General features: G+C 75.6%; 26 protein-coding genes. 8 read left to right on the top strand and 18 right to left on the bottom strand.

What is annotated here, in order from left to right; translation table 11 throughout:
* Positions 1-10: 10 nt before the first annotated feature.
* The 3 genes from GA0070214_RS04745 to GA0070214_RS04735 all read right to left on the bottom strand — a co-directional run bounded on the left by GA0070214_RS04745 (position 11) and on the right by GA0070214_RS04735 (position 2,832).
* A complete protein-coding gene (locus GA0070214_RS04745; protein ID WP_091259337.1) occupies positions 11-1,135 on the bottom strand; it encodes a glycerophosphodiester phosphodiesterase family protein in 1,125 nt (374 codons plus the stop codon).
* Between the two features lie 21 nt (positions 1,136-1,156).
* Entirely contained in the window at positions 1,157-1,924 is a 768-nt protein-coding gene (locus GA0070214_RS04740) for a L,D-transpeptidase family protein (protein ID WP_091259335.1), read from the bottom strand.
* Between the two features lie 65 nt (positions 1,925-1,989).
* Positions 1,990-2,832: a LysR family transcriptional regulator gene (locus GA0070214_RS04735; protein WP_091259334.1), complete on the bottom strand. Its 843-nt coding sequence runs from the start codon at positions 2,830-2,832 to the stop codon at positions 1,990-1,992.
* A 71-nt stretch (positions 2,833-2,903) separates the two neighbouring features.
* Between GA0070214_RS04735 and GA0070214_RS04730 the strand changes: the two genes are divergently transcribed.
* The gene (locus GA0070214_RS04730; RefSeq protein WP_091259898.1) at positions 2,904-4,139 is read left to right on the top strand and encodes an MFS transporter; all 1,236 of its coding nucleotides are present in this window, start codon (positions 2,904-2,906) and stop codon (positions 4,137-4,139) included.
* On the opposite strand, the gene GA0070214_RS04725 is transcribed toward GA0070214_RS04730, so the two are convergent.
* From GA0070214_RS04725 to GA0070214_RS04705, 5 genes are read right to left on the bottom strand one after another with little or no spacing between them, the layout of a single operon-like run.
* Entirely contained in the window at positions 4,087-4,461 is a 375-nt protein-coding gene (locus GA0070214_RS04725) for a hypothetical protein (RefSeq protein ID WP_091259332.1), read from the bottom strand. The genes GA0070214_RS04730 and GA0070214_RS04725 overlap by 53 nt on opposite strands.
* A gap of 39 nt (positions 4,462-4,500) precedes the next feature.
* Positions 4,501-5,550, bottom strand: a complete 1,050-nt coding sequence (locus tag GA0070214_RS04720) for a P1 family peptidase (RefSeq protein WP_208602635.1) — start codon at positions 5,548-5,550, stop codon at positions 4,501-4,503.
* Positions 5,547-7,115, bottom strand: a complete 1,569-nt coding sequence (locus GA0070214_RS04715; protein ID WP_091259331.1) for an amidohydrolase — start codon at positions 7,113-7,115, stop codon at positions 5,547-5,549. Before GA0070214_RS04715 ends, GA0070214_RS04720 begins: the two co-directional genes overlap by 4 nt.
* Before the next feature lie 47 nt (positions 7,116-7,162).
* Positions 7,163-7,630: a hypothetical protein gene (locus GA0070214_RS04710; protein ID WP_091259329.1), complete on the bottom strand. Its 468-nt coding sequence runs from the start codon at positions 7,628-7,630 to the stop codon at positions 7,163-7,165.
* Positions 7,623-8,942, bottom strand: a complete 1,320-nt coding sequence (locus GA0070214_RS04705) for a molybdopterin-dependent oxidoreductase (RefSeq protein ID WP_091259326.1) — start codon at positions 8,940-8,942, stop codon at positions 7,623-7,625. Before GA0070214_RS04705 ends, GA0070214_RS04710 begins: the two co-directional genes overlap by 8 nt.
* Positions 8,943-9,133: 191 nt before the next feature.
* Between GA0070214_RS04705 and GA0070214_RS04700 the strand changes: the two genes are divergently transcribed.
* A complete protein-coding gene (locus GA0070214_RS04700) occupies positions 9,134-10,195 on the top strand; it encodes an NAD-dependent epimerase/dehydratase family protein (protein WP_091259324.1) in 1,062 nt (353 codons plus the stop codon).
* An 84-nt stretch (positions 10,196-10,279) separates the two neighbouring features.
* On the opposite strand, the gene GA0070214_RS04695 is transcribed toward GA0070214_RS04700, so the two are convergent.
* Entirely contained in the window at positions 10,280-11,731 is a 1,452-nt protein-coding gene (locus GA0070214_RS04695) for a hypothetical protein (protein ID WP_091259322.1), read from the bottom strand.
* A 145-nt stretch (positions 11,732-11,876) separates the two neighbouring features.
* Here GA0070214_RS04695 and GA0070214_RS04690 point away from each other — a divergent pair, with 145 nt between their 5' ends.
* The 3 genes from GA0070214_RS04690 to GA0070214_RS04680 are packed head-to-tail and all read left to right on the top strand — an operon-like array spanning position 11,877 to position 13,860.
* Positions 11,877-12,551 carry a glycosyltransferase family 2 protein gene (locus GA0070214_RS04690; RefSeq protein WP_091259320.1) on the top strand — a complete coding sequence of 225 codons (675 nt, stop codon included), beginning with the start codon at positions 11,877-11,879 and terminating at the stop codon, positions 12,549-12,551.
* Positions 12,548-13,234: a TIGR04282 family arsenosugar biosynthesis glycosyltransferase gene (locus GA0070214_RS04685; protein WP_091259318.1), complete on the top strand. Its 687-nt coding sequence runs from the start codon at positions 12,548-12,550 to the stop codon at positions 13,232-13,234. Before GA0070214_RS04690 ends, GA0070214_RS04685 begins: the two co-directional genes overlap by 4 nt.
* On the top strand, positions 13,231-13,860 hold the full coding sequence (locus tag GA0070214_RS04680; RefSeq protein WP_091259315.1) for a methyltransferase domain-containing protein: 630 nt from the start codon (positions 13,231-13,233) through the stop codon (positions 13,858-13,860). The genes GA0070214_RS04685 and GA0070214_RS04680 overlap by 4 nt, the downstream gene beginning before the upstream one ends.
* A gap of 51 nt (positions 13,861-13,911) precedes the next feature.
* Here the strand turns inward: GA0070214_RS04680 and GA0070214_RS04675 are convergent, their stop codons facing one another.
* The 4 genes from GA0070214_RS04675 to GA0070214_RS04660 all read right to left on the bottom strand — a co-directional run bounded on the left by GA0070214_RS04675 (position 13,912) and on the right by GA0070214_RS04660 (position 17,567).
* Positions 13,912-14,937 (bottom strand): sensor histidine kinase, encoded by a 1,026-nt coding sequence (locus tag GA0070214_RS04675; RefSeq protein ID WP_091259313.1) that lies wholly within the window; start codon positions 14,935-14,937, stop codon positions 13,912-13,914.
* A complete protein-coding gene (locus GA0070214_RS04670) occupies positions 14,930-15,628 on the bottom strand; it encodes a response regulator transcription factor (protein WP_091259311.1) in 699 nt (232 codons plus the stop codon). Before GA0070214_RS04670 ends, GA0070214_RS04675 begins: the two co-directional genes overlap by 8 nt.
* A 102-nt stretch (positions 15,629-15,730) precedes the next feature.
* Positions 15,731-16,393: a response regulator gene (locus GA0070214_RS04665; protein ID WP_091259310.1), complete on the bottom strand. Its 663-nt coding sequence runs from the start codon at positions 16,391-16,393 to the stop codon at positions 15,731-15,733.
* Between the two features lie 43 nt (positions 16,394-16,436).
* On the bottom strand, positions 16,437-17,567 hold the full coding sequence (locus GA0070214_RS04660; protein ID WP_244167542.1) for a sensor histidine kinase: 1,131 nt from the start codon (positions 17,565-17,567) through the stop codon (positions 16,437-16,439).
* Positions 17,568-17,710: 143 nt separating this feature from the next.
* On the opposite strand from GA0070214_RS04660, the gene GA0070214_RS04655 reads away from it, so the two are divergent.
* From GA0070214_RS04655 to GA0070214_RS04645, 3 genes are read left to right on the top strand one after another with little or no spacing between them, the layout of a single operon-like run.
* A complete protein-coding gene (locus GA0070214_RS04655; protein WP_091259306.1) occupies positions 17,711-18,700 on the top strand; it encodes a carboxymuconolactone decarboxylase family protein in 990 nt (329 codons plus the stop codon).
* A gap of 9 nt (positions 18,701-18,709) precedes the next feature.
* Positions 18,710-19,162: a DUF6220 domain-containing protein gene (locus GA0070214_RS04650; protein WP_091259304.1), complete on the top strand. Its 453-nt coding sequence runs from the start codon at positions 18,710-18,712 to the stop codon at positions 19,160-19,162.
* On the top strand, positions 19,159-20,898 hold the full coding sequence (locus tag GA0070214_RS04645) for a multicopper oxidase family protein (RefSeq protein WP_091259302.1): 1,740 nt from the start codon (positions 19,159-19,161) through the stop codon (positions 20,896-20,898). Before GA0070214_RS04650 ends, GA0070214_RS04645 begins: the two co-directional genes overlap by 4 nt.
* A 33-nt stretch (positions 20,899-20,931) precedes the next feature.
* On the opposite strand, the gene GA0070214_RS04640 is transcribed toward GA0070214_RS04645, so the two are convergent.
* The 5 genes from GA0070214_RS04640 to GA0070214_RS04620 form a co-directional block, all read right to left on the bottom strand.
* Entirely contained in the window at positions 20,932-21,432 is a 501-nt protein-coding gene (locus tag GA0070214_RS04640; protein ID WP_167364192.1) for a MauE/DoxX family redox-associated membrane protein, read from the bottom strand.
* Positions 21,433-21,436: 4 nt separating this feature from the next.
* Positions 21,437-21,748, bottom strand: coding sequence for a S24/S26 family peptidase (locus tag GA0070214_RS04635; protein WP_091259298.1), 312 nt, complete (start codon positions 21,746-21,748; stop codon positions 21,437-21,439).
* Positions 21,745-23,523 carry an ABC transporter ATP-binding protein gene (locus GA0070214_RS04630; protein ID WP_091259296.1) on the bottom strand — a complete coding sequence of 593 codons (1,779 nt, stop codon included), beginning with the start codon at positions 23,521-23,523 and terminating at the stop codon, positions 21,745-21,747. The genes GA0070214_RS04635 and GA0070214_RS04630 overlap by 4 nt, the downstream gene beginning before the upstream one ends.
* A gap of 2 nt (positions 23,524-23,525) precedes the next feature.
* Positions 23,526-24,008, bottom strand: a complete 483-nt coding sequence (locus GA0070214_RS04625; RefSeq protein ID WP_091259294.1) for a thioredoxin domain-containing protein — start codon at positions 24,006-24,008, stop codon at positions 23,526-23,528.
* Between the two features lie 72 nt (positions 24,009-24,080).
* Entirely contained in the window at positions 24,081-24,320 is a 240-nt protein-coding gene (locus GA0070214_RS04620) for a hypothetical protein (RefSeq protein ID WP_091259292.1), read from the bottom strand.
* Positions 24,321-24,337 lie beyond the last annotated feature (17 nt).

The following is a 24,337-nucleotide window of genomic DNA, read 5'->3' as shown; positions in this document are numbered from 1 at the left end:
CTCGGCCGGGTCAGACGACGTAGGCGTACAGGTCGGCGATCGCGCCGTCGGCGCGATGCAGCCCGGCCGAGTCGCCCTTCGTGCCGTTCCAGACGGCGGTGGTACGACCGTTGTGGTAACTGGTCGGACCGTCGGTGCCCGGACCGGTCCACACCCGCAGCAGCCCGCCCGCCGGGATGACGTAGCCGTCGCCCACGGCGATCCGCTCCGATGACTGGCTCCGCAGGTACCAGCCGCTGACGTCCACCGGCTGCCCGGAGACGTTGCGCAGGACGACATGCTCGCCGGCCCACTGCGGCTCGTCGCCGGGGGAGTGAGGCACGACGTCCTGGACGACCACCCCGACCGCACCGGGCAACGGGTCGCGGCCGTGCAGCATGGTGGTCAGGGCGTACGGATAGTTGGTGATCATGCCCTCGGCGCCGGCGTCGATGGCCCACCGCCACAACTCCGGGGAGTCGGCCGTCCACGGCACGACGGCCATACCCGCCTCGATGACGCGGGCCACGTCCTCGGCGCGCAGCCGGCGGATGTCCGGGTTGACCGAGAAGACCCACTCGGCCAGGTCGGTCAGCTTCCCGCTCGCCGGCACGTCGTAGGCGATCAGCGCGACCGGGACGTCGGGCAGCTGCGCGTGGAAGTCGCGCAGGGCCTGCTCGTCGAACGACCCGACGATGAGCGGGCGCGGCCGGTCGCGACGCCGGCGCAGGCGGGCGGCGACGGTGTGCGCCAGCCCGGGATTCGCCGCGGGCGACTTCAGCTCGAGGTTCAGGCCGACCCGGTCGCCGAGCAGGTCGAGCAGCTCGTCGAAGGTCAGGATGTGCTGGCCGGTGAAGTCGTCGTCGTACCACCCCCCGGCGTCGAGTTTCCGGAGCTCGGCGAGGGTGAAGTCGTGCACGTTCCAGGGTGCGCGGTCGGCGAACGCCAGCCTGGCGTCGGTGGTGCGGGGGAGCGTGACATCGTGGATGATCACCAGCTCCCCGTCGGCGCTGAGCTGCACGTCGGTCTCGATGCAGTCGGCGCCCTCGGCGATCGCGCGCTCGAAGGCGGCCGCGGTGTTCTCCGGCGCCATGCCGGACGACCCGCGGTGCGCGTACGTCGCGACAGGCCCGCGTGCGGACACGCTCGCGCTCATCCGGAAGCTCCCTCAGGTCGGTCAGTAGCGGCCGAGGCTTTCCAGCGGGCACATCACGATGCGCGGCTGGGCCGCGGGGTCGAGCCACCGCAGCACGCTGACCAGGTCGGCGTGCGACAGGCTGACACAGCCGGCGGTGGGACCGGACGGAGTCCTGCTGAACTCGTGCAGGAAGATGCCGCTGCCCGCGTTCGGCACCGGCTTCGCCACGTTCGGCGGCATGTTGTAGGTGATCACGGCGAAGTGCGTGTAGGCGGGCTTCTCCTGCCACAGTGCCTCGCTGAGGCCACCAGGGTTGGTGGTGGTGTGCTGGAAGGTGTTGTAGGCGGACGACGTCGGGTTCTCGTTCCACCAGTCGTTCGTGACGAGCCGGTGGTAGGGGTAGCGGACGCCCGGGTTCGCCGCGATGCCGTACATCGTCGGGCCGATGGAGTAGACGCCCGTCGGCGTGGTCGGCACGCCCTCGACGTGCTGGTCGCTGAAGAACTGGGAGCCGATGCGCGCGGACAGCGCAGCGGAGACCGGATTCCAACGGCCGTCGACCTTCGCGAACGTCTCCAGGGTGGCGTAACTGGTGCGGTAGCTGGCCGCGGTCACGACGATGACCTGCCGGGTGGTCGCCGGCAGGGTCCTGAGGTTGCTGGCCTTGTTGCTCGGCGCGTAGTTGCGCGGCCGCGGCGGGTCGGTGGTGGCGTTGGTGGTCGACGCCGCCGCGGGCGTCGCGCCGGTGGCGATGACGGGAGCCGCGACGCCGGCCGCCGCGCCGAGAATCAGGGATCTCCGCTTCATTCGGCAGATCCTCCCACGTCGATGGACTTCCGGTCGTCCTCCGCCGCGCCGGCCGGCCGCGGAACTCAGATCGTGCGTCGTAGCGCGGTCGCCACGGCATCGATCAGCGGATCACCGTCGGTCCGCGGATGCCGGGCGAGACCGAGTTCGACGTCCGGCAGGGTGGGCAGGACGTCCGCGTCGTGGCGGGCCATGGCCGGTTCGAGGTTCGCGGGCATGAGTGCCGCGACGCCGAGCCCGGCCCGCACCGCGGCGAGCACAGCGACCAGGCTGTTGCTCTCGAACGCCACCCGCGAGCGCCGACCGGCACGGTCCAGCGTCTCCAGCACCGACGCACGCCAGGAGCACGTCCCCGTGAACAGCACCACCGGCAGCGGGTCGGCGGCCACGTCCACATCCCGGCCGATCGCCCAGACCAGGGGGCGGCGTACCGTCCAGCGCGGCGGCCCGGGGAGGCCCGGCACCTCGTCGAGCACGAGGTGGACGCGGCCCTCGTCATAGGCCTCGCGCGTCGCGGCGCTGGACAGGCTGAGCACCTCCAGCGTCGCGCCGGGGTGCAGCCGGGCGAGGTCGGCGAGGGCCTGCGGAAGCTGGGACGCCGCGAGGTCCTCGAGCAATCCGACGCCGCAGCGGCCGGTGAGCGCGCGCCCGGTCTCGGAGAGCGCCTGCGCGGAGAGCGACAGAATGCGTTCCGCGTACGGCAGGAGTTCCTCACCCGCCCGGGTCGTCGAGACGCCGGACGGCGACCGGTGCAGCAGCGGACGGCCGACGACGCTCTCGAGCTTGCGCAACTGCTGGCTGAGCGCGGGCTGGGTCTGTCCGAGCGTGGCGGCGGCGCGGCTGATGCTGCCCGCCCGTACGGCGGTGACGAACGAGCGCAGCAACGCGGTCTCGAGATCCCTGGCCATAAGGAAGCATTATGCCGGCTCCAACGAGTTAAGCACTTCCTATGGCCTGGAGACGGATCTAGCGTCGTGTGGTGACGAAGTACCGGGAAGTGCTCGCGGTGCCGGGGATGGCGTCGTTGCTGGGCGTCTCGCTGCTCGCCCGCGCCGCGATCACGGCCGACGTGATGGCGCTGACGTTGTATGTCGTGCTGGGCCTGGACCTGAGTTACGCGGCGGCGGGCGGCGTGGCGGCGGCGCTGACCGCCGGGGTGGCGCTCGGCGGGCCGCTGCTCGGCCGGATGATCGACTGGCGGGGCCCGCGTACCGTGCTCCTGGCAACCGTCGTGCTGCAGGTGGTGTTCTGGCTGAGCGTGCCGAGCCTGCCGTACGGGATTCTGCTGGGCGCCGCCTTCGTGGCGGGTCTGTCGATGGTGCCGGCCCAGGCGGTGACCCGGCAGGCGATCGCCGCCATGACGACGGAACGGCACCGCCGGGCCGCCTTCGCGCTGGAGTCGGTGCAGGGCGAGTTGTCGTACCTCGTGGGTCCGGCCCTGGTGATCCTGGCCGCGGCGGAGACGTCTCCCGGCGTGGTGGCGTGGCTGGTCGGCGCCGCGATCGCGGCCGGCGGAGCAGGGATCGCGCTGCTCAACCCGCCGCTGCGGGCCGAGGGCGAGGCGGCCGCCGGCGCGGCGGGCCGGCCCCCGCGCCGGGAGTGGCTGGACGCCCGGCTTCTCGCCGTACTCCTCATGGCGTTCGGCGCCACGGCGCTGCTCAGCGGCGTCGACCTCGCCATCGTCGCCACGCTCCAGGAAGCAGGCCAGGTGTCCTGGGCCGCCGTGGTCGTGGCCGTGTTCGGCGGCGCCTCCGTCGCCGGCGGGCTGATCTACGGCGCGCTGCCCCGGCCGCTGCCCACGTGGCTGCTGCTCGGCCTCCTCGGGCTCGTGACCATCCCCGCCGGGCTCGCCCACGACTGGCCCTGGTTGTGCGCGGCCGTCGTCGGCGTCGGGCTCCTCACGGCGCCGACCCTCTCCGCGGTGGCCGACGCGGTGAGCCGGCTGGCGCCGCCCGGCGTGCGGGGTGAGGTCACGGGCCTGCAGTCCTCGGCGCAGAGCGCGGGTTTCGCGTTCGGATCACCGGTCGTCGGGATCGCGATCGACGCCTCCGTGCCGGCGGGTGGCTTCGTGGCGGCCGGGCTGGCCGCCCTCGCCGCCGCGCTGCTCGGATGCCTGCTGTCCCGCCGCGGTCCGCAGACCCGGGCAGCCGCGAGCACGGCGTTCATGGTGCCCGCGACGGCATCCCGGCGGGATCGCGAGACGACATCCGGTTGACGGCGATGCGGGCGAGCCAGCCGAGGGCAGCGGTGAAGAGTGGAGGCCACACGATCGACCCGAAGGTGTAGGCGAGCAGCACCGCGAGCGGGATCCACACGCGGTGGACGGCCTGGTGGAGCAGCCCTGACCTGGGAAGGCCGGCGAGGCGTGTCACGTCGGGCAGCGCGAAGAGCACCAGAGCGGCGACCGTGGTCCAGAGGCCGTACTTGAGGCTCTCGAAGGCTGCGAGCGCGACGAGGAACAGCGCGAGCGCCGACCACCCGATTCTCCGCGCTCCCCGGTGGAACGATGCGGGGCTGGGCCCCTGCTCGATCGTCACACGCCGGAGCGTAGCGTGAGCCCCTGCCGGGCTGAGCGGTCAGTCAGGGGAGGGCCTGCCCAGCCGGCCGGCGGCGGCCAACCGCCGCACGGCGGCCTCGTGCGGCACGGCGTGACTGGTGCGGCCGCCCACCCCGCGCGTGGTCGTGGCGGCGAAGAGTGAGTTGAGCAGCGCCTCCTCGACCGAGTCCAGGACGGCGGCGAAGACCGGGTCGAGCTGCGCGTCGGGGATGGCCGGCCGGCCCGGCTCCGCGGTGCTGAACGCGATCGCGTAGTCGCCGCTGCCGTTGGTGTAAGCGGCACCGACCCGCCCCATGGCGAAGACGGCCCGGCGGGCGAGCCGCCCGAGCTGCCGGGCGTCCAGGGCGGCGTCGGTGGCCACCAGGATCATGCAGGAGTTGCCGGGCGGCTCGGTGCGGTCGGCCTGCGGGACCAGCTCGTCGACCGGCAGCGGGACACCCAGCACGGTCAGTACGCCGCCGAAGTTGGCCTGCACCAGGGCGCCCACGGTCACCGGGGCATCCGCCGTCCGTACCACCCGGGACGACGTGCCGATGCCCGCCTTGTAGCCCAGCGCCGTGGTGCCGGTGCCGGCCCCGACGCAGCCCTCCGCGGGCGGCTGTGCGGAGGCCCGGTCGATGGCGTCGAGCACGTGCCGCTCGCTGATCGGACGCCGGCGGATGTCCGAGAGGTGACCGTCGTTGGTCTCGCCCACGAGCGGGTTGAACGACAGGCCGTCCGGCCGGCGCCGCATGAGGTGGGTCAGCACCGCGTCCGCCGCCCGGAACACCGACAGCGTGGCGGTCAGGACGATCGGTGACTCCAGGACGCCGAGCTCGTCGACCTGGGTCGAGCCGACCAGTTTCCCGTAGCCGTTGCCGGTGTAGACGGCTGCCGGCAGGGTCCACCGCTGCGGGCCGAGTTGCGCCGGCACCACCGCGGTGACGCCGGTGTGCAGGTCGGCGCCGTCGTCGACGGTGGTGTGCCCCACGAGCACGCCGGCGACGTCGGTGATCGCGTTGTGCCGTCCGATCGGCAGCGGCCCGACGACGACACCGAGGTCGCGGGCGCGCCGGCCCGGCTGCGTCACGACTGCTGCCAGCGGATCTCGCCGCCGACGACGGTCGTGAGGACCGCGGTGCGCAGGACCGCCTCCGGCGACTCCCGGTAGGGGTCGGTGTCGACCGCGATGAAGTCGGCGAGCTTGCCGGGCGCGAGGGTGCCCTTGTGGTCCTGCTCGCCGGCCGCGGCGGCGGCGCCCAGGGTGTGGGCGCTGATCGCCTCGGCCATGCTCAGCCGCTGGCCGGGCTGCCAGCCGCCGGCCGGCGTGCCGTCGGGGCGCGCTCGCGTCACCGCGGCGTACAGCGCGGCGAAGGGGTTGGGGTCTTCGACGGGGGCGTCGGAGCCGAACGCCAGCGTGACGCCGGCGTCGAGCATGCCGCGCCAGGCGTAGGAGGCCAGGTCGTGGCCGGCCAGCAGGGAGTCGACCAGGTCGATGTCGCTGGTGCAGTGCACCGGCTGCATCGAGGCGACGATGCCCAGGGTCGCCATCCGGGCCAGGTCGGCGGGGCGCAGGTGCTGGGCGTGCTCGATGCGGTGCCGCAGCCCCGGTGTGCGGCCGGCCGCCTCGTAGGCGTCGATGACCAGGTGGTTGGCCCGGTCGCCGATGGCGTGCGTGGCCACCGCGATGCCGGCACCCGCCGCGCGGGTGAACATCTCGACCAGATCCTCGTACGGGGTGACCGCGATGCCCACGTTGCCGTGCTCGCCGGCGAAGGGCCGGCTCATGTGGCAGGTGTGCGAGCCGAGCGCCCCGTCGCTGAAGATCTTCACAGGCCCGGTGCGGATCCAGTCGTCGCCCTGCCCGGTGCGTCGGCCCTCGGCGACGGCCGCCTCCAGGTGCGCCATCGGGATGGCCTTGTGGACGCGCAACTTCAGCTCACCCGCGTCGCGCAGCGCGAGGTAGGCGGCCCGGCAGTCCTCCCCGTCGATGTCGTGCACGCTGGTCAGGCCCAGCCCGAGCAATGCCTCCTGCCCGGTGCGCAGCAGGTCGCGCAGGTCGGGGGAGACCATGAGGTCGCGCAGCCGGTCCGAGGCCGTCTCGCGCAGGATGCCGGTCGGCCCGCCGCTCGCGTCCCGCACGATCTCGCCGCCCACCGGATCGGGAGTGCTCGCGTCGATCCCGGCCAGCCGCAGGGCCGCGGAGTTGGCCCACACCGTGTGGCCGTCCACGCTCGGCAGCGCGACCGGCAGGTCGGGACAGACCGAGTCCAGGGCGTACCGGTCCGGCTGCGCCGGCGGATCCCAGGTGTTGCTGTTCCACCGGCCGCCGAACAGCCAGGCGCCCGGCCGCAGCCGCACCGCGTGGGCGGCCACCATGGCGAGGGCCTCGTCCAGGCTGCGCGCCCCGCGCAGGTCGACGGCGCCCCGGCTCTGCGCGTACTGCGCGGTGTGGATGTGGGCGTCGTAGAGCCCGGGGAGCACGGCGGCGCCCTCCAGGTCGATCAGGTCCGCTCCCCGGCCCGCGGCCTCGCGCACCTCCGCCTCCCCGCCGACGGCCAGCAGGCGGTCGCCGTCCACGGCCATGGCCTCGGCCACCGGGTTGCGACGGTCTCCCGTGTGGATGGCGGCGTTGCGGTACACGCGGATGCTCATGCGGCTCTCACGGTCTCGAGGGGCGATGGCCCCACACAGTAAACCGATCAACCGGCGGGCCGCGAGGGTCGCCGGCGGTGGGCCAGCCGGCGGGCGGCGTAGAGCAGCGCGCTCACGCCGAAGAGCACGCCGCTGACGGCCAGCCACCGGCCCAGCAGCACCCGGGGCTCCAGGCCGGTCGCCGCCAGGTAGGTGCCGTCACCGAGCCCGAGGATCCCGGGAAGGTAGACCAGGAACAGCAGGCCGGCGCCGAGCGCCGGGACCCGGACGTGGTTCAGCGGCGACGGGACGCCACCCCGGCCGAGGGCACCGCGCAGCACCCGGTCGAGCGACGCGTACACGGGGAAGAGGACCAGATCGTGCGCGATCACCGCGCCGAGGAACCAGAGCAGCATCCGGCCGGCCGACGCCCCGCCGGCCAGCCGCAGTGCGATCCAGCCGGTGACCGCGAAGCAGCCGGCCAGGAGCAGCAGGTGCCAGGGCGCCGCGCCGTAGGCACGCCGGAACCTAGCCATCGAACGCGATCTCCGCCACCCACTTCGTGCAGTGCACGCCGGGCAGCGCCGGCACGATGATCCGTGCCGGATAGCCGTGGTCCAGGCTCAGGTCGACGCCGTTGACCCGCAGGGCGAGCAGCGCGTCCGGGTCGGTCACCTGGCCGCCGTGCAGGACGGCCTCGCGGAACAGCCCGGCGCGCTCCAGCGACCGGACCCGGGCGGTGGTCGGATCGACCGGCCCGACAAGGTCGGCCAGGTCGCGCAGCCGGACCCCGGTCCAGGTCTGCGTGGTGGACCACCCCTCCACGCAGGCGACCGGCAGGACGGCCGTGTGCTGCGCCAGGGCGAGCAGCCGGGCCCGGTCCAGGGCGACCGTGCGATCGCCCGCGCGCAGGGTGAGCCGCCAGCCCGGCCCGGTCTGCTCGGGCGTGACCCCGGCCGCCGCGGCGCTGCGGTTGACCGGGAAGCCGGTCGGCCCGTCGCCGATCCGCCGGCCGCGCGGCAGCAGCAGCGCGGTGCGGCGCAGCGCGTCGACGCTCTGCCCGACGGTGAGCGCCGCCAGCAGCAGTGCGCCGCCGCCGACCAGGGCGAGCACCCCGCGCCGGCTCATCGTTGCCGGCCCGGGCCGCCGGGCCACCAGGCCGTCGGGATCCGCCGGCTCCGGCCGGGTCCGCTCCAGCGGGGTACGCGCGAAGCCCGGCCCGCGCAGCGCGGTGACCATCCGGGGCAACTTGATCACCACGTGGACGACCAGTGCCGCCGTGAAGATCCAGGCGCCGTACCAGTGCGCGGTGTAGAAGTCGAAGCCGAACAGGTAGGCGTACTGGATGTTGAGCAGCCCGGTGGCCGTCTGGAAGAGGATGCCGCCGACCAGCAGCAGCAGCGACAGCCGCTCCAGCAGTTGCGCGGCCGAGCGGGCCGGCGGCCAGTCGAAGAGCTTGGGCACCACCGACCAGAGCTTGCCCAGCACCACCGGCACCAGCATGATCCCGAGCGTCACGTGCAGCCCCTGGGTCACCCGGAACAGCCAGGCGGGCCGGGTCGGCCAGTCGAACACCGGCGGGTGCAGCCAGCCCACGTCCCGGGGCAACGCCTGGCCGAGTCGGGGACCGTAGGCGATCCAGTCGAGCAGCCCGGTCACGATCACCAGGGGCAGGGTGGCCAGCAGAACGGCGCCGAACACCGAGGTCAGCCACGGTCCGCGGACCGGGCTGCGCCAGGCCCGGTCGACGGCGTCGACCCCGGGCGGCCGGTGCCGGGCCAGCCCGGCCCACAGGGCCGCCGGTGCGGCCGACGGCGCGTCGTCCGGTGGGGGTGGGCTGGCGGGCACGTCTCCTCCTGATCAGCGGTCCGGGGCCACCCCGTTCCCGGTGGTCCCCTCAGCAGGACGCTAGACGCCGGGACCGCCCACCGGTCCGTTTCGCGGCATTACCGAACCCTTACCGCCGCCGTCCCTTACGGACCGCTGACGTCCGCCGCGAACCGCCCGACCGGGGCCGCCCGGTGCCCTAGCCTGGCCGAATGCGGGTACTGGTCACCGGCGCCGCCGGTTTCATCGGATCGCAGATCGCCGACCTGCTGGCCGCCGAGGGCCACGAGCCGGTCTGCCTCGACGCGCTGCTGCCCCAGGCGCACGGCGGCACGCTGCCCGAGTGGGCGCGCCGGCACGACCCGGTGGTGGGCGACGTCCGCGACGCCGCGTTGCTGGACCGGCTGCTGTCGGGGGTGGACGCGGTCTGCCACCAGGCCGCCATGGTGGGGCACGGGCTGGACCCCTCCGACGCCCCCGCGTACGCCGGCCACAACGACCACGGCACGGCGGTGCTGCTGGCCGCCATGCACCGGGCCGGGGTGTCGCGGCTGGTGCTGGCCAGCTCGATGGTGGTCTACGGCGAGGGCCGCTACACGTGCGCCCGGCACGGCGTGGTCCGCCCCGCCCCGCGCCGGGCCGCCGACCTGGCCGCCGGCCGGTACGACCCCACCTGCCCCGCCTGCGGCGGCACCCTCGACCCGGCCCTGGTCCCCGAGGACGCCCCGCTGGAGCCGCGCAGCACGTACGCGGCCAGCAAGCTCGCCCAGGAGCACTACGCGGCGGCCTGGGCACGGCAGACCGGGGGCGGGGTGTGGGCGCTGCGCTACCACAACGTCTACGGCCCCCGGATGCCCCGCGACACCCCGTACGCCGGGGTCGCCTCGCTGTTCCGTTCGGCGCTGGCCGGCGGCCGGCCGCCGCTGGTGTACGAGGACGGCGGCCAGCGCCGCGACTTCGTGCACGTCACCGACGTCGCCCGGGCCAACCTGCTGGCGCTCACCGCGCCCATCCCGGACGGTCTGGTCCCGGTGAACGTCTGCTCCGGCGAGCCGCACACCGTCGGCGACCTGGCCGCCGCGCTGGCCCGCGCGATGGACGGGCCCGCGCCGGAGGTGGTCGGCGGCGCCCGGGCGGCGGATGTCCGGCACGTGGTGGCCGATCCCACCCGGGCCCGCGACCTGCTCGGCTACACCGCCCGGGTGGCCTTCGCCGACGGCGTGACCGCCTTCGCCAGCGACCCCCTCCGCGAACCCGCCGCCCTGCCCGCCTGACCCGCCCGTCCGCTGCCGTCGATCATGAGGTTGGGCGGCGATCCGCCAACCTCATGATCGCCCGGGCGGCCGAGGCGCGCGTGGTCAGGAGACCGTGAAGAGCAGGTGGTTGACGGCCAGCGCGGTGACGGCCTGGGCGGCCAGCCACCAGCGGCGGGTCGGCGCGGGCAGGTGTGCCACGGCGGCCAGGAGCCAGACCGCGAACGGCAGCCAGATCCGTTCCACCTCGGCCTTGCTCATCCCGGACAGGTCGGCGGCGGCCACGGCCAGCGCCGCGGCGGCCGGCAGCAGCACGGTCGGCCCGAGCGCGGACCACGGCCGGGCGAGCCGGACGGTGACGCCGAGCCCGTCGTCCGGCCGGCCGGGCACCTGGTCATCGCGGGGGCCGTCCGGCGCGGCGCCGGGTGACCGCCAGGCGGCCCGAGCCGCGAGCGCCGTGCGGCGCAGCGCCGGACCGAGCACCGGCCCGGCGGAGAGCAGCAGCGCCGCCAGGTTCGCCCAGACCCAGTACCCGTACGGGCGCTCGGCCGCCCAGCCCTGGTAGTACCGCTCGACCACCCGGTCGTACCCCTCCCACCAGCGGAAGCCGGCCAGGACGAAGAGCGCCGTGACGCCGGCGACGCCGGCCGTCGCGGCGAGCAGCGCAGCTCGCCGGCGGTCGCGGCGCAACGCCAGCACGGCCAGCGCCAGGACCCCGACCAGCACGAACCCGTACGACAGGTGCAGCGCGAAGCCGAGCAGCAGCCCGCCGGCCAGCGCGGCGAGCGGCCCGCGTACCGCCAGCAGGGCCAGCCCGGCGGCGACCACGCCGGTGAAGACCGCGTCGCCGGAGGCGCCCAGCCAGACCGCGCCGGGCAGCAGCACGAGGAACGGCAGCACCGCCCGGGCCGCCTCGGCGGCGCCCAGCGCGCGCAGGGTGACCGGCACCGAGACCGCGGCGGTCGCGCCGACCAGCACGCAGCAGAGCGCCGCGGCGGCGCCGCCGCCCAGGCCGATCCGGTCCAGCCAGACGAAGACCAGCAGGGCGCCCGGCGGGTGCCCGGCCGTGTGGGTGGACCAGGAGTCCGGCTGGAAGTCGAGGATCCGGTCGGTGAAGCCGCTCAGCATCCCGGGAATGTCGCGGACGCCGGGCACCTCGTGCAGGTACTCCGCCTGCACGGTGAGCCGGCGGGCCAGCCCGGCCGACCAGCCGTCGACCAGGGCCAGCGACAGCGTCCAGGCCACGGCGGCCAGCCAGCCGGAGGCCAGCAGCGGACCCCAGCGGGCCGTCCGCGCCCAGCGCAGGCCCGGCCCGAGGACCAGCACCGCGACCAGCACCGCCAGCGGCGTGCCCCACCCGGCGTGCGGCCGCCAGGTGGCGTAGAGCGGCGCGGCGTCCGCGTGCAGCCCCGCACCGCGCCGGTTGAGCACCAGCCCGGCGGCGACCGCGGCGGCCAGCAGCACCGCCTCGACGCCCAGCGCGACCAGGTCGCCCCGGTGGCCGGGAGTGGTCCGCCGCGGGCCGGGAACGCGGGGCAGGGTGGCTGCGGGTCTCATGACGACCGGACGGTACGGCCCGCCGGTGCCCCGCGTGGGTGGATCCGGCGGAGCGTCACCGGATGGTAAGAAATGCCTGCTCGGTAAGGGTTCCGTAAGCACGATCGGGGCCTGGCGCGGCCGGGACCGGCCTAGCGTCGGCGGCATGCCGACACAGATCGACGTGGTGCTGCCGTGCCTCGACGAGGCCGCCGCCCTGCCCGGCGTGCTGACCGCGCTGCCGCCCGGCTACCGGGCGATCGTGGTGGACAACGGGTCCCGGGACGGCTCGCCGGAGGTCGCCGCACGGCACGGCGCGCGGGTGGTGCGCGAGCCCCGCCGGGGCTACGGGGCGGCCGTGCACGCCGGCCTGGAACACGCCGAGACCGAGCTGGTCTGCGTGCTCGACGCCGACGGCTCGTTCGACCCGGGTGAGCTGCCCGCCCTGGTCGCCCCGGTGGCGGCCGGCGCGGCGGACCTGGCGGTGGGCCGGCGCCGTCCGGTGTCGGCCGGTGTCTGGCCGTGGCACGCCCGGGCCGGCACGGCGCTGGTCGCCGCGCTGCTCCGGCAGCGCGGGGTGCCGCTGCGGGACCTCAGCCCCATCCGGGTGGCCCGGCGGGACGCCCTGCTCGCCCTCGGGGTCACCGACCGGGCCTTCGGCTACCCCCTCGAACTGATGATCCGGGCCGCCGCGGCCGGCTGGCGCATCCACGAGCGCGACGTCCGCTACGCCCCGCGCGCCGCCGGGACCCGCTCCAAGGTCTCCGGCTCGGTCCGCGGCACGGTCCGCGCCACCCGGGACTTCCTGGCGGTGCTGCGCAGCGTGGAGGGTCCACGGTGACCGTCCTGCTGGTGGTGGCCAAGGCCCCCGTGCCCGGTGCGGTCAAGACCCGGCTCTGCCCGCCCGCCGAGCCCGCGCAGGCGGCCCGCGTCGCCGCGGCCGCGCTGCGCGACACCCTCGACGCCGTCACCGCCACCCCGGGGGTCGTCCCGGTGCTGGCGCTGGCCGGCCGGCTCGCCGACGCCGAGGACGGCGCGGACCTCGCCGCCGCGGTCGCCGGCTGGCCGGTGCTGCCGCAGCGCGGCGACGATCTCGCCGACCGGCTCGCGCACGCGCACGCCGACGTGGCCGACGCGTACCCGGGGCGGCCGGTGTTCCAGATCGGCATGGACACCCCGCAGCTCACGGCGGCGCTTCTGGCCGCCGCCGTCCGCCGGCTCGGCGCGACCGGGACCGACGCGGTGCTCGGCCCGGCCGCGGACGGCGGCTGGTGGGCGCTGGGCCTGCGCGATCCCCGGCACGCCACGGCGCTGCGCGGGCTGCCGATGTCCACCGCCGACACCGGTCGGCGTACCCGGGTGGCGCTGGCCGGGCGCGGCCTGCGGATCGGGACGCTGCCGGTGCTGCGCGACGTGGACGAGTGGGCCGACGCGCTCGCGGTGAGCGACCTGGTCCCGACCGGCCGCTTCGCCGGGGAGGTCGCCGCCGTGCGGCGGGCCCGGCCGGTCGGCGGCCGGCGGTGAGCACCGACGCGTTCGCCGGCGCGCTCCGGCACGGCGACGCCACCGTGCACTGGCTGGTGCACGCCGATGGGACCCGCCGCCGGTTGCCGGTGGACCGGTGGCACGGGCCGGCCGAGCCGGCGACCGCCACGGTCGTGTCCCGCTGTGCCGGCCCGACGCTGGACCTGGGCTGCGGACCGGGCCGGCTCACCGTGGCGCTGGCCCGGGCCGGGCTGGTCACGGTGGGAGTCGACGTCTCGGCCCGGGCGGTGGCGCTGACCCGCGCCCGGGGCGCCGTCGCGGTCCAGGCCGACCTCTTCCGTCCGCTGCCCGCCGAGGGCCGGTGGCAGCACGTCGTGCTGCTGGACGGCAACATCGGCATCGGCGGTGATCCGCGCCGGCTGCTGCGCCGGTGCCGGGAGCTGCTCCGCGCGGACGGCAGCGTCCTGGTGGAGCTGGACCCGCCCGGCAGCGGCGCCTGGCAGGGCCGGGCCCGCGTGGTGTCGGGACGCCACCGGGGGCCGAGTTTCGGCTGGGCGCGGCTGGACACCCGGGCGGTGCACCGGACGGCCTCCGCCGCCGGCCTCGCCGTCCGCGAGGTGTTTCCCGCCGACGACCGCTGGTTCGCCGAGCTGATCCGGCCGTAGCGGCCTGCGCCGCACGGGTCCGCGTCACCGCGCGGGGCCCGGGCCTCCCGGTCACGCCGCCGACGGCAGCCGCACGACGAACCGGCAGCCGTCGGCGACGTTGCACACCTCGACCCGGCCGCCGTGCGCCTCGACCAGGCCGCGCACGATCGCCAACCCCAGCCCGCCGGAGCCCTCCCCGTCGCCGTTGTCCCGCCGGGGAGTGCGGGCCCGCTCCCCGCGGAACGCGACGTCGAACACCCGGGGCAGGTCGCGCTCGGGAATCCCGCCGCAGGTGTCCGCCACGGCCAGCCAGGCGGTGTCGGCGTCCCGGCCGGCGTCCACCCGGACGGTGCCGTCCTCCGGGGTGTAGCGGATCGCGTTGAGCAGCAGGTTCCCCACCACCCGGGCCAGCTCCGGCTCGCTGGCGGTCACCGTGGGCCAGCCCGACTCCGGGGCGAGGAGCCGGATCCGGCGCGCGGCGGCCAGCGGCGCGGTGCCGGCCAGCGCGTCGGACACCACGTCGCCGAGCGGCACCGCGGACAGCGACAGCCGCAGCGCGCCGGCGTTGATCCGGGACAGCTCGAACAGGTCGTCGACCAGCCGGGTCATCCGGTCGGTCTCCACCCGGATCCGGTGGTGGTACTCGGCCACCGTCGCCGGGTCGCCCACCACCCCGTCCTCCAGCGCCTCGGCCATCGCCCGCAGCCCGGCGAGGGGGGTGCGCAGGTCGTGGGAGACCCAGGCGACGAGGTCCCGGCGGCCCTTCTCGATCCGGCGCTCCCGCTCCCGCGCCTGGTCGGCCCAGACCGCCGCGGCGGCCAGCCGGCGGCCGAACAGCCACCCGACCGCGAGGCTCACCACCGCCGCGGCGGCGAGCGTGGTCAGCACCACCTCGAGGTCGTGCGGGGAGAGGAACATCGCCTCGGCGACCACCGCCACCCCGGCCGCCACGGCGCCGACCGTCATGGCGAGCAGCACGGAGATGTGCACGGTGATCGACCGGCCGCGCAGCTGCCGCAGCGCCACGGCGCCGGCCACCCCGACGGCGAGCGCCGCGACCAGGGCCGCCCCGAAGATCAGCGCCAGGTCACGCACGGGCGGGCTCGTACCGGTAGCCGACGCCCCAGACGGTGACGATGCGGCGGGGATCGGCCGGGTCGGCCTCGATCTTCTCCCGCAGCCGCCGCACGTGGACCGTCACCGTCGACTGGTCGCCGAAGCTCCACCCCCAGACCCGCTCCAGCAGCTCGGCCCGGCGGAACGCCCGCGCCGGGTGCCGCATGAGGTGCACCAGCAGGTCGAACTCCCGCAGCGTCAGGGTCAGCTCCCGGCCGTGCAGGCGGGCCACCCGGGGCCCGGTCGCCACTTCCAGGCCGTCGTCGGCGAGCAGTTCCGGCGGTGGCGCGCCGGCCGGGTCGCCGCCCGCCCGGCGCAGCACCGAGCGGACCCGGAGCACCAGTTCGCGGGGGGAGAACGGCTTGCTCAGGTAGTCGTCCGCGCCCAGTTGCAGGCCGAGGACCCGGTCGGCCTCGTCACCGCGGGCGGTGAGCATGACGATGGGTACGCCGTCGGGCCGCTGCCGCAGCCGCCGGCAGACCTCCAGCCCGTCGAGCACCGGGAGCATGAGGTCGAGCACCACGAGGTGGGGTGGTCGCCGGGCCACGGCCGCCAGTGCCTCGGCCCCGTCGCCGACGTGCGCGACCTCGTAGCCCGCGTGCTCCAGGTAGCGGCAGACCACGTCGGCGACCGTGCGGTCGTCGTCGACCACCAGCACCCGCTGCGCCACGGCGCACCTCCCCGTACCCGGAGGCCAGCGTAGCCACGGGTGGGATGGCGATCCATTGCCGATTCCTTACGGATCTGGACGCATGGCCCGGGAAGGGCTCGGTCAGCGGCGACGCGGTGTGACCAGCCCCGACTCGTACGCCCACACGACCAGTTGGGCGCGGTCGCGGCAGTGCAGCTTCATCATCGCCCGGTTGACGTGGGTCTTCGCGGTCAGCGGGCTGATGACCAGGCGTTCGGCGATCTCGTCGTTGCTCAGCCCCCGCGCGACGAGCTCGACCATCTCCTGCTCGCGTGCGGTCAGCACGTCGCGCCCGGCCGCCGGGTCGGCCGGCGGCGGCCCGGCGACGAACTCGCTGATGAGCGTGCGCGTGACCACCGGGGCGAGGAGCGCGTCGCCGCGCGCCACGACGGCGACGGCCCGCAGCAGGTCGGCGGGATCGGCGTCCTTGAGGAGGAACCCGCTGGCGCCCGCGCGGAGCGCGGCGAAGACGTAGGAGTCGAGCCCGTAGTTGGTGAGGATGAGGACGCGGACCGTGGCGAGGTCGGGGTCGGCGGCGACCCGACGGGTGGCTTCGATGCCGTCGAGCCCCGGCATCTGCACGTCCATCAGCACGACGTCCGGCCGCAGGCGTCGCGCCAGCTCGACGGCGGAGGCGCCGTCGGTGGCCTCGCCGACGACCTCGAGGTCGTCCTCGGCGTCGAGCAGGGCGCGGAACCCGGCCCGCATGAGCGCCTGGTCGTCGGCGATGACCACCCGGGTCATGCCGTGCCGCCCTGAGCTGCCGGGACGTCGCGCAAGCGCGCGGTCATGCCGCGCCGTCCAGCGGGAACGTGGCCCGTACCGCGAACCCGCCGCCGTCGCGGGCGGCGGCGTGCAGCGCGCCGCCCAGCCCGGTGACCCGTTCCCGCATGCCGCGCAGGCCCACGCCCGGCGTCACCGGCCGGACCGACGACGCCTGACCGTCGTCGGTCACCGACACGGTCAGCTGCGCCGGGTCGTACGCGACGTGGATCTGCGCCGTGGCGGGACCGGCGTGCCGGGCCACGTTGGTCAGGGCCTCCTGGACGACGCGGTAGCCGGCCTGGTCGACCTCCTCGGGCAGGTCCCGGGGTTGACCGGTGACGGTCACGTCCACGGGCACGCCGGCCGCCCGGGTCCGCTCGGCGAGCTCGCCCAGCCGGGCCAGGCCGACGCCGTCGGAGTCGGAGGGTGCGCGCAGGACGGCCAGGGTGGCCCGCAGCTCCCGCATGGCGGCGCCGCTCGCCTCCTGGATCGCCAGCAGCACGTCCGACGGTTCCTCGCCCTGCTTGCGGGCCAGGTGCACGGCGATCCCGGCCTGCACCTTGATGACAGAAATGCTGTGCGTCAGCGAGTCGTGCAGGTCCCGGGCGATGCGCAGGCGCTCCTCCCCGGCGCGGCGCAACGCCATCTCCTCGCGGGTGCGTTCGGCCTCGATCGCCCGCTGCTCGACCTGTTCCAGGTACGCGCGGCGCTGCCGCGCCACGAGCCCGGCCACGTTGGCCGCGAAGAACCAGCCCAGCAGCAGGGCGGACCGCTCGACGATCTGCTGGCCGGGCCGGCCGGCGGGCGCGACCGAGATGTCGCGGGCCAGGAAGCCGCCGAGGAAGACGACACTCGCCAGGGCGGAGACCGCCCGGTGCCCCCGCCACGCGGCGACGTAGACGGTGGCGAGGACGGGGAACGCGGCGGACACCCCGGCGTGCACGCGGACGTGGAGGGCCAGCATGGTGGCGGTCACCACGGCCAACGCCACCACCGGGTACCGCCGGCACACCGCCAGGGCCGCCGCCGTGGCGAGGACCAGGGCGACGTCGACCGGTCGTACCGGTGCGGCGTCCGGCGCGATCGCGGCGTTGGCGAGGAGGAGGCCGCCGAGGGCGAGGCCGCCGAGGGCGTACGGCATGTCGCGGCGCATGATCGGACTGTAGAACGGCCGCCGGTGCGGCAGCATCCCCCGTCCGCGGTAGCCGGGACGTACTGCGGACGCGGTATGGGCGCTGGGCAGGTGCCTGCGGTGGCACGACGCTTTCCCGGACCGCCGCGACGAGCATCGAGCCCATGACATACCGCTTCTTCACTCCCGTTCCCGCCCGGTCGGCGACCGGGCGCACCGCGGAGGTCTACCGGCAGGCGCGGGCCGATTTCCTCGGGCCGGTGCCCACCTTGCAGGCGCTCTCGGCCGTGCCGGAGGTGCTGGCCGCGACCTGGGCGCTGATGCGCGAGGCGCTGCTCGCCGGGGACGCGTCCCGGGTGGACCGCGAGCTGGTCGCGTCGGCGGTGTCCGGGGCCAACCGCTGCCGGTTCTGCGTCGACGCCCACGTGATGCTGCTGCACGCCCTCGGCGAGCACGAGCTGGCCGAGGTCGTCGCCCGGGGCGGCACGCCGGCGGACCCGGGCCATGCCGAGCTCACCGCCTGGGCCGAGGCCAGCCGCAGCCCCGTGGCCGCCGACTGGGACAGCCCGTACGGGCCCGAGGTCACCGGCACCCTGCTCGCCTTCCACTTCATCAACCGCGTCGTCTCGGCGCTTCTCGACCCGGACCTGCTGCCCGGTGGCCTGCAGCGCGCGCCCGTGGTGCGGTCGGTCGGGGGCCGCCTCTACGCCCGGGCGGCCCGGGAGCGGAAGGAGCCGGGCCGCAGCCTGCCGCTGCTCGGCACCGGCACGGTCGCGCCGCCCGCCTGGGCGGGGGACAGCCCGGTCGGCGTCGCCTACGTGGCGTTGCGGGACGCCGCGCTGCGCGGCGGCGACCTGCTGGGCGACCTGGCCCGCAACACCGTCACGGCCACCGTGCGCTGGGAGGACGGACGGCACCCGGAGCGGCCCGCGGACTGGGCCGCCGAACTGATCCGGGACCTGCCCGGCGCGGACCGGGTCGGGACGCGGATCGCGCTGCTGGCGGCGTTCGCACCCAGCGCGATCCGCCCGGGCGACGTCGCCCTCTGGCGGCTCTCCCACCCGGCCGACGCCGACCTGGTGCGGCTGGTCGCCTACGGCGCCATCGCGGCCACCGACCACGTCGCCCAGGCCCTGACCCCGTCCCGTCTCTAGGAGATCGCCATGCGCAAGGCCCTCGTCATCGTCAGCACCCTGTCGCTCGTCGCGTTCGCCCTGCAGTTCGTCTTCGCCGCCGTGGGCGCCTTCACGAAACCCGCGGGCGACGGCGCGTTCGCCCTGCACCGCGTCACCGGCAGCGCCGTCATCCCCGCACTCACCCTGCTCACCATCCTGCTCGCCGTGCTCGCGAAGGCGCCGGGCCGGCTCGTCGGGATGGCGGCCCTGCCGCTCGCCCTCGTCGTCGGACAGGCGCTCCTCGCCATGCTCGCGAACGCGGCCACCGACGCCGCGGGCGCCAGCACCCCGTTCGGTCTCATCATCGCCGGGCTGCACGCGGTCAACGGGATCGTGGCGGTGCACGTCGTGCTCGGCGTGGTGCGGGCGGCCCGCGAGCTGGCCCGGCCGGCGCCGGCCGCCGCCGCCCCCGTGACCGTCCGGGAAGCGGAGCCGGCGTGACGACGGGCTCGGTGCTCGCGGCCGACCTCGTGCTCGCGGTCCTCACGGCCGCCGGATGGCTGGGTGCCGGGGCGGCCTCGGCCGCCCGGCGCCGCCCGCTCGTCCTCGGGCTGGCCGCCGTCGCGCTGCTCACCACCCTCGCCCGCGGGATCACGATCACCGCGCTGACCCGCGCCGGCTGGTGGTTCGCGGCGGAGAAGGTCCTCATCGCCGCACCGCTCTCGCTCGCGGGGGTGGTCGTCGCCGGGTCGCGGCTGCTGCGCGCCGGGCGCGACATCCGCGCCGTCGCGGTCCCGCTCCTCTTCGCGGGGTACGCCTCCGGTGGCGCCCTGCTCGTGACGGTCCTGCACGGCTATCCGGCGTCGGCGGGCACGGGCCTCCTCACCCTCGCCGGTGTCCTCGCGGCGACCGCGGTCTCCTGGCGGGTCCTCGCCGCGCGCCCGTCCGGGGCGGTGTCCCGGGCCGCCCTCGCGACGGCGGCCGCGGCGCTGGTGACCGGAACCGGGCTGGCCGCCGCACCGGGCGCCGCTCCCGGCGTACCCCATGATCATGGAGCGGGGGAGGTGCGGACGGTGGGCGAACCGACCCGGCGGTTCACCCTGACGGCGGCTGCCGCCACGGTGCGTCTGGGCGGCCGTGACGTCGCGGCGTGGGCGTTCAACGGGCAGGTTCCCGGCCCGGAGCTGACCGCCACGGTCGGCGACGTGCTGGAGGTGACGCTGCGCAACCGGGACATCGAACGCGGCGTCACGCTGCACTGGCACGGGTACGACGTGCCGAACGGCCAGGACGGGGTGCCCGGCGTGACGCAGGAGGCGGTGCTGCCCGGACAGGAGTTCGTCTACCGGTTCCGGGCCGACCAGGCCGGGACGTACTGGTACCACACCCATGCCGTGTCCGACGTCGGCGTGCGGAAGGGCCTCTACGGGATGCTCGTGGTGCATCCGGCGCCGGTGGCCGGCGTCGACGTCACGGTGCCCGTGCACACCCTGTCCGGCCTGCCGCTGCCCGCGCCGCGCACGGAACCGGTCGCGGCCGGTGCGCCCGTGCGGCTGCGGCTGGTCAACACCGACAGCACCACCCACCGGTACGCGCTGGCCGGGACGCCGTTCCGGGTCGCCGCGATCGACGGAGGCGACCTGCGGGGCCCGACACCGATCGCGGACACCGCCGTGCTGATCCCGGCCGGGGGGCGCTACGACCTGGTGTTCACGGCACCCGCCACGCCGGTGGCGCTGCTCGTCGACGGGCGGGCGGTCTGGTCGACCGGGCCGGTGCCGGCGGCGACCGACCGGTGGCCGGTGCTGGATCCGCTCACCTACGGCACCGGCGCACCGGCCCCGTGGTCCCGGTTCGACAAGGAGTTCACCCTCGTCCTCGACCGCGGCCTCGACCTGCGCGGCCTGCTGCCCCGCTACGCCCACACCGTCAACGGCGCGGCCGACCCGGACATCCCGCCGCAGGTCGTCCGCACCGGCGACGTCGTGGCGTTCACGATCGTGAACCGCGCGCAGTACGTGCATCCGTGGCACCTGCACGGGCATCACGTGCTGGTGCTGTCCCGCAACGGGCAGCCGGCCACGGGGAGTCCGTTGTGGCTGGACTCGTTCGACGTGCGCCCCGGCGACGTCTGGAAGGTCGCGTTCCGGGCCGACAACCCGGGGGTGTGGGCGAACCACTGCCACAACCTGGCGCACGCCGACGCCGGGATGACCCTGCATCTCATGTACTCGTGACCCGCCGTCACCGCGCGGATCGCCCGCCCGGGCTCACGCCCGGGCGGACCCGCCGAACAGGTAGCGCAGGTCGTCCAGCATGACGACCAGCACGCCGGCGAGCAGCGCGACGGCGGCGGCCAGGATCGCTCCGCCCGGGCGGACCGGTCCGGCCGGAGCGAGCGCGCCGGCGACGGCGCAGCCGATGAGGGCGAGGTTGCGCCACACGTGGTGCCGGCCCAGCGGCGCGGCGGTGCGGCCGAAACAGCGGCAGGTGCCGCCGCCGCGCCGCAGGTTCGTGGCGACGGCCACGGTGAAGGCGAGCAGGAGGGCGGCCGCGCAGAGGAAACCGGCCGGCGGGAACACCGCCAGCAGGACGACGGCGGCGAACTCGGCGGCGACCACGGCCGCCGCGAGCGGGCCGGCCGGCCGGTAGCCCAGGTCGCGCACCGAGCGCGTGAACTCGCGGTAGGCGGCGCGGCCGGACACCTTGCCGGCCGCCGCCGCCAGCAGCACCGTGCCGAGCAGCACCCGGCATCCGATCTCGACGTACACGACGTCATCGCCTCCATCTGGCCACGCCGAGGACCGCCGCGCGGGGCACCGCTCCGAAGTGCCGCGAGTCCTGGCTGCGAGCGTTGTCACCGCGTACCGTCACGGCGCCGTCGGGCTCGATCCGGTGCACGCGTTTGACCATCCACGTCAGCTCCGCGTCGGGGACGACGTCCCGGGCCCGGAAGACGACGAGGTCACCGGCGGCCGGTGTCCGCCCGACGCGGACGATGAGCCGGTCGCCGTCCCGCAGCGTCGGCGCCATGCTGTGCCCGCGGACGACCACCAGGCGCCAGCGGCGGCGCAGCCAGCCGGTCATGACGCCGCCAGCTGGTAGCCGCCGGCCTGGAGGCGGAACAGCCGCGCGTACTCGCCGTCGGCCGTCATCAGCTCGTCGTGCGCGCCCGACTCGATGACGCGCCCGCCGTCCAGCACGACGATGCGACGCGCGTCGCGCAGGGTGCTGAGCCGGTGGGAGATCAGGAGCCCGGTACGGCCGTGGCGGATCCGCGCCAGCGAGTCGTGCACCCGGGTCTCGGCGTCGGCGTCGAGACCGGAGCTGGGCTCGTCCAGGACGAGCAGGTCGGCGTCGGCGCGCATCAGGGACCGGGCGAGCGCGACCCGCTGCCACTGCCCGCCGGAGAGCGTCACACCGGGCTCGCCGTCCTGGTCGGCGAAGGTGCGGCTGAGCAGCGTGTCGTACCCGTGGGGGAGGGCGCGGAGGCGGTCGTGGATCTCGGCGCGCGTGGCGGCCTCCTCGACCTGCTCCGGCGTGTGCGGCAGCCGGCCGATGCCGACGTTCTCCGCCGCGGTCAGGTCGTAGCACATGAAGTCCTGGAACACCGCGCCCATCCGCCGGCGCAGCGTCTCGACCCGCAGCTCGCGCAGGTCCACGCCGTCCCACGTGATCCGGCCGCGGTCGGGGTCGTAGAACCGGCAGAGCAGCTTCACGAGGGTGCTCTTGCCGGCCCCGTTGAGCCCGACGAGCCCGACGGCCTCACCGGCCTCGATGGTGAGGTCGACGCCCCGGAGGATCCAGGGCCCGTCCTCGTCGTAGCGGAACCAGACGTCCTCGAACCGGATGGCGCTGCGCAGCGGCGGCGCCGGCCGGGTCCCGTCGGCCAGGTCGGCGGGAGTGTCGAGAACGGCGACGTAGTGCCGGAACAGCCGCATGGCCGTGCCGGCCTCGCCGAGCTGACCGGCGATGCCGGCCAGGCCGCTGTGTGCCGCGGCGAGCGCGGCCAGCAGGAGGGTGAGGTCGCCGAGGCTGAGGCGGCCGCGGACCGCGGCGTTCACGGCGACCACCGTCGCGGCGAGTGTCGCGGCGACACCGGCCAGCGCCCAGCAGGTCTGCACCGCCGTGGCGTGCCGCGCGGCGGCCAGCTCGATCCGGGCGGCGGCCCGCACCGCGCCCGTGAGCCGGTCGTGGAAGAACCGGCCGAGGTGGTAGAGGCGCACCTCCCGGGCGGCGCGCAGGTCGGTCAGCACGGTCTGGAACAGGAACCGGGCCCGGAACAGGCCGGCGCTGTCCTCGACGGCCCGCGCCGCCCGCCGGGACAGCCGCAGCTGGATGAGGAACTCGGGCACGGCCACGGCGAGCAGGAGCAGGCCGGCCGGCGGCCAGAGGGACGTCAGGATCGCGGCGAAGCCCCCCACCGTGAGGACGTTCTGGGCCACGTTGACCGCGAACATGACGACCACGTACGGCGTCTGGTCGGCGGCCTGCTGAGCCAGGGCCAGCCGGTCGCGCAGCGCCGGCTGCTCGAAGGGGCCGAGGCCGAGGAAGCTGTTCAGTTTCCGGTACAGCCGTACCTCGGCGGCGATCGTGATGGCGTGCTGCAGCGCCGTGGTGAAGTAGCCGGACAGGCGGTTGGCGATCGCCGCCAGGGCTCCCAGGGCGGCGATCGCCACGGCGTACCAGGTCGCCGTCGACGGGCTGGCCGAGCGGCCCCGGCCGACCTCGTCGAACAGGAGCTTCGTGAACCACGCGACGCCCAGCGGCGGCGCCGCGCCGACGAGGACGAGGGCGACCATGGCGGTGAGCGCCTTCGGGTCGGCGCAACCCAGCCGCAGGGCGGCACGCAGCGTGGCCACGATCAGGCCAGGACCGGCAGCTGGTGACCGGCGTCGACGACGACGCCGTCGACGACCGACAGCACGGCGGGGAAGCCCTTCACCTGGAAGTCCCGCTCGGCGAGCCGTTCGGAGATCGTCGCCGTCTCGAAGCCGGTCAGGCGTGGCGCCATCGCCGCGGTCTCCTCCGGCGTGCCGATCATGAGGACGAGGGTGTCGGCGCGGTAGCGGTCCGCGTCGGCGGTGAGGTCGTCCAGGAGGGTCTGGCACGGCGGGCAGGTCGGGGTCAGCATGACCACCGTGCGCCGGCCGGCGGTCAGATCGGCGTGCGCGAAGCCGCCGACCGCCAGGCCCGCAGCGGGCAGCACCTCGGGGACGGGCTCGCCGTCGTGGGCGTGGCCGGCCTGCGCCTCGCGCAGCCGCCGGGCCAGAGCCAGGGTCAGGACGAGGTTGAGCACGGCGATCGCGCCGACGACGGCGAGAGCGGCGTAGGCGAAACCCGGCATGGGAACTCCTCGGCGAGTCTGGGGTGGGACGGGGGCCGCGCCGGCGGGCGCGGCCCCCGGGGGACGATCAGGTCAGCAGACGCCGGCCTTCTTGACGTAGCAGAGCGAGCGCGACGTCGAGGTCACGCAGGCGCCGGTGCAGTTGTAGTAGCCCTGCCGGTAACGGCGGAAGTAGACGCCGCCCGAGCAGTAGCCGTCGGACGCGACGCACGCACACGCCTGGCCGTTCTCCGGCACGCAGGCCCCGGCCTCCTCGCGGCCGAGCACCCTGGCGAGCATGGCGTCGCCGACTCGGTTGATGATCCTGGTCATGGGCAGACCTCCTTGTG

It is taken from the genome of Micromonospora chaiyaphumensis (assembly GCF_900091435.1).
In the GTDB taxonomy this organism is placed as follows: Bacteria; Actinomycetota; Actinomycetes; order Mycobacteriales; family Micromonosporaceae; genus Micromonospora; species Micromonospora chaiyaphumensis.
This window is presented reverse-complemented; position numbering and strand designations above follow the sequence as displayed.

Coding starts and splice junctions, on each gene's coding strand:
- GA0070214_RS04620 (WP_091259292.1), bottom strand. CDS start 24,320: ATGACCAGGATCATCAACCGAGTCGGCGACGCCATGCTCGCCAGGGTG.
- GA0070214_RS04635 (WP_091259298.1), bottom strand. CDS start 21,748: ATGACCGGCTGGCTGCGCCGCCGCTGGCGCCTGGTGGTCGTCCGCGGG.
- GA0070214_RS04660 (WP_244167542.1), bottom strand. CDS start 17,567: ATGCGCCGCGACATGCCGTACGCCCTCGGCGGCCTCGCCCTCGGCGGC.
- GA0070214_RS04655 (WP_091259306.1), top strand. CDS start 17,711: ATGACATACCGCTTCTTCACTCCCGTTCCCGCCCGGTCGGCGACCGGG.
- GA0070214_RS04700 (WP_091259324.1), top strand. CDS start 9,134: ATGCGGGTACTGGTCACCGGCGCCGCCGGTTTCATCGGATCGCAGATC.
- GA0070214_RS04695 (WP_091259322.1), bottom strand. CDS start 11,731: ATGAGACCCGCAGCCACCCTGCCCCGCGTTCCCGGCCCGCGGCGGACC.
- GA0070214_RS04665 (WP_091259310.1), bottom strand. CDS start 16,393: ATGACCCGGGTGGTCATCGCCGACGACCAGGCGCTCATGCGGGCCGGG.
- GA0070214_RS04690 (WP_091259320.1), top strand. CDS start 11,877: ATGCCGACACAGATCGACGTGGTGCTGCCGTGCCTCGACGAGGCCGCC.
- GA0070214_RS04740 (WP_091259335.1), bottom strand. CDS start 1,924: ATGAAGCGGAGATCCCTGATTCTCGGCGCGGCGGCCGGCGTCGCGGCT.
- GA0070214_RS04715 (WP_091259331.1), bottom strand. CDS start 7,115: ATGAGCATCCGCGTGTACCGCAACGCCGCCATCCACACGGGAGACCGT.
- GA0070214_RS04625 (WP_091259294.1), bottom strand. CDS start 24,008: ATGCCGGGTTTCGCCTACGCCGCTCTCGCCGTCGTCGGCGCGATCGCC.
- GA0070214_RS04745 (WP_091259337.1), bottom strand. CDS start 1,135: ATGAGCGCGAGCGTGTCCGCACGCGGGCCTGTCGCGACGTACGCGCAC.
- GA0070214_RS04735 (WP_091259334.1), bottom strand. CDS start 2,832: ATGGCCAGGGATCTCGAGACCGCGTTGCTGCGCTCGTTCGTCACCGCC.
- GA0070214_RS04710 (WP_091259329.1), bottom strand. CDS start 7,630: ATGGCTAGGTTCCGGCGTGCCTACGGCGCGGCGCCCTGGCACCTGCTG.
- GA0070214_RS04650 (WP_091259304.1), top strand. CDS start 18,710: ATGCGCAAGGCCCTCGTCATCGTCAGCACCCTGTCGCTCGTCGCGTTC.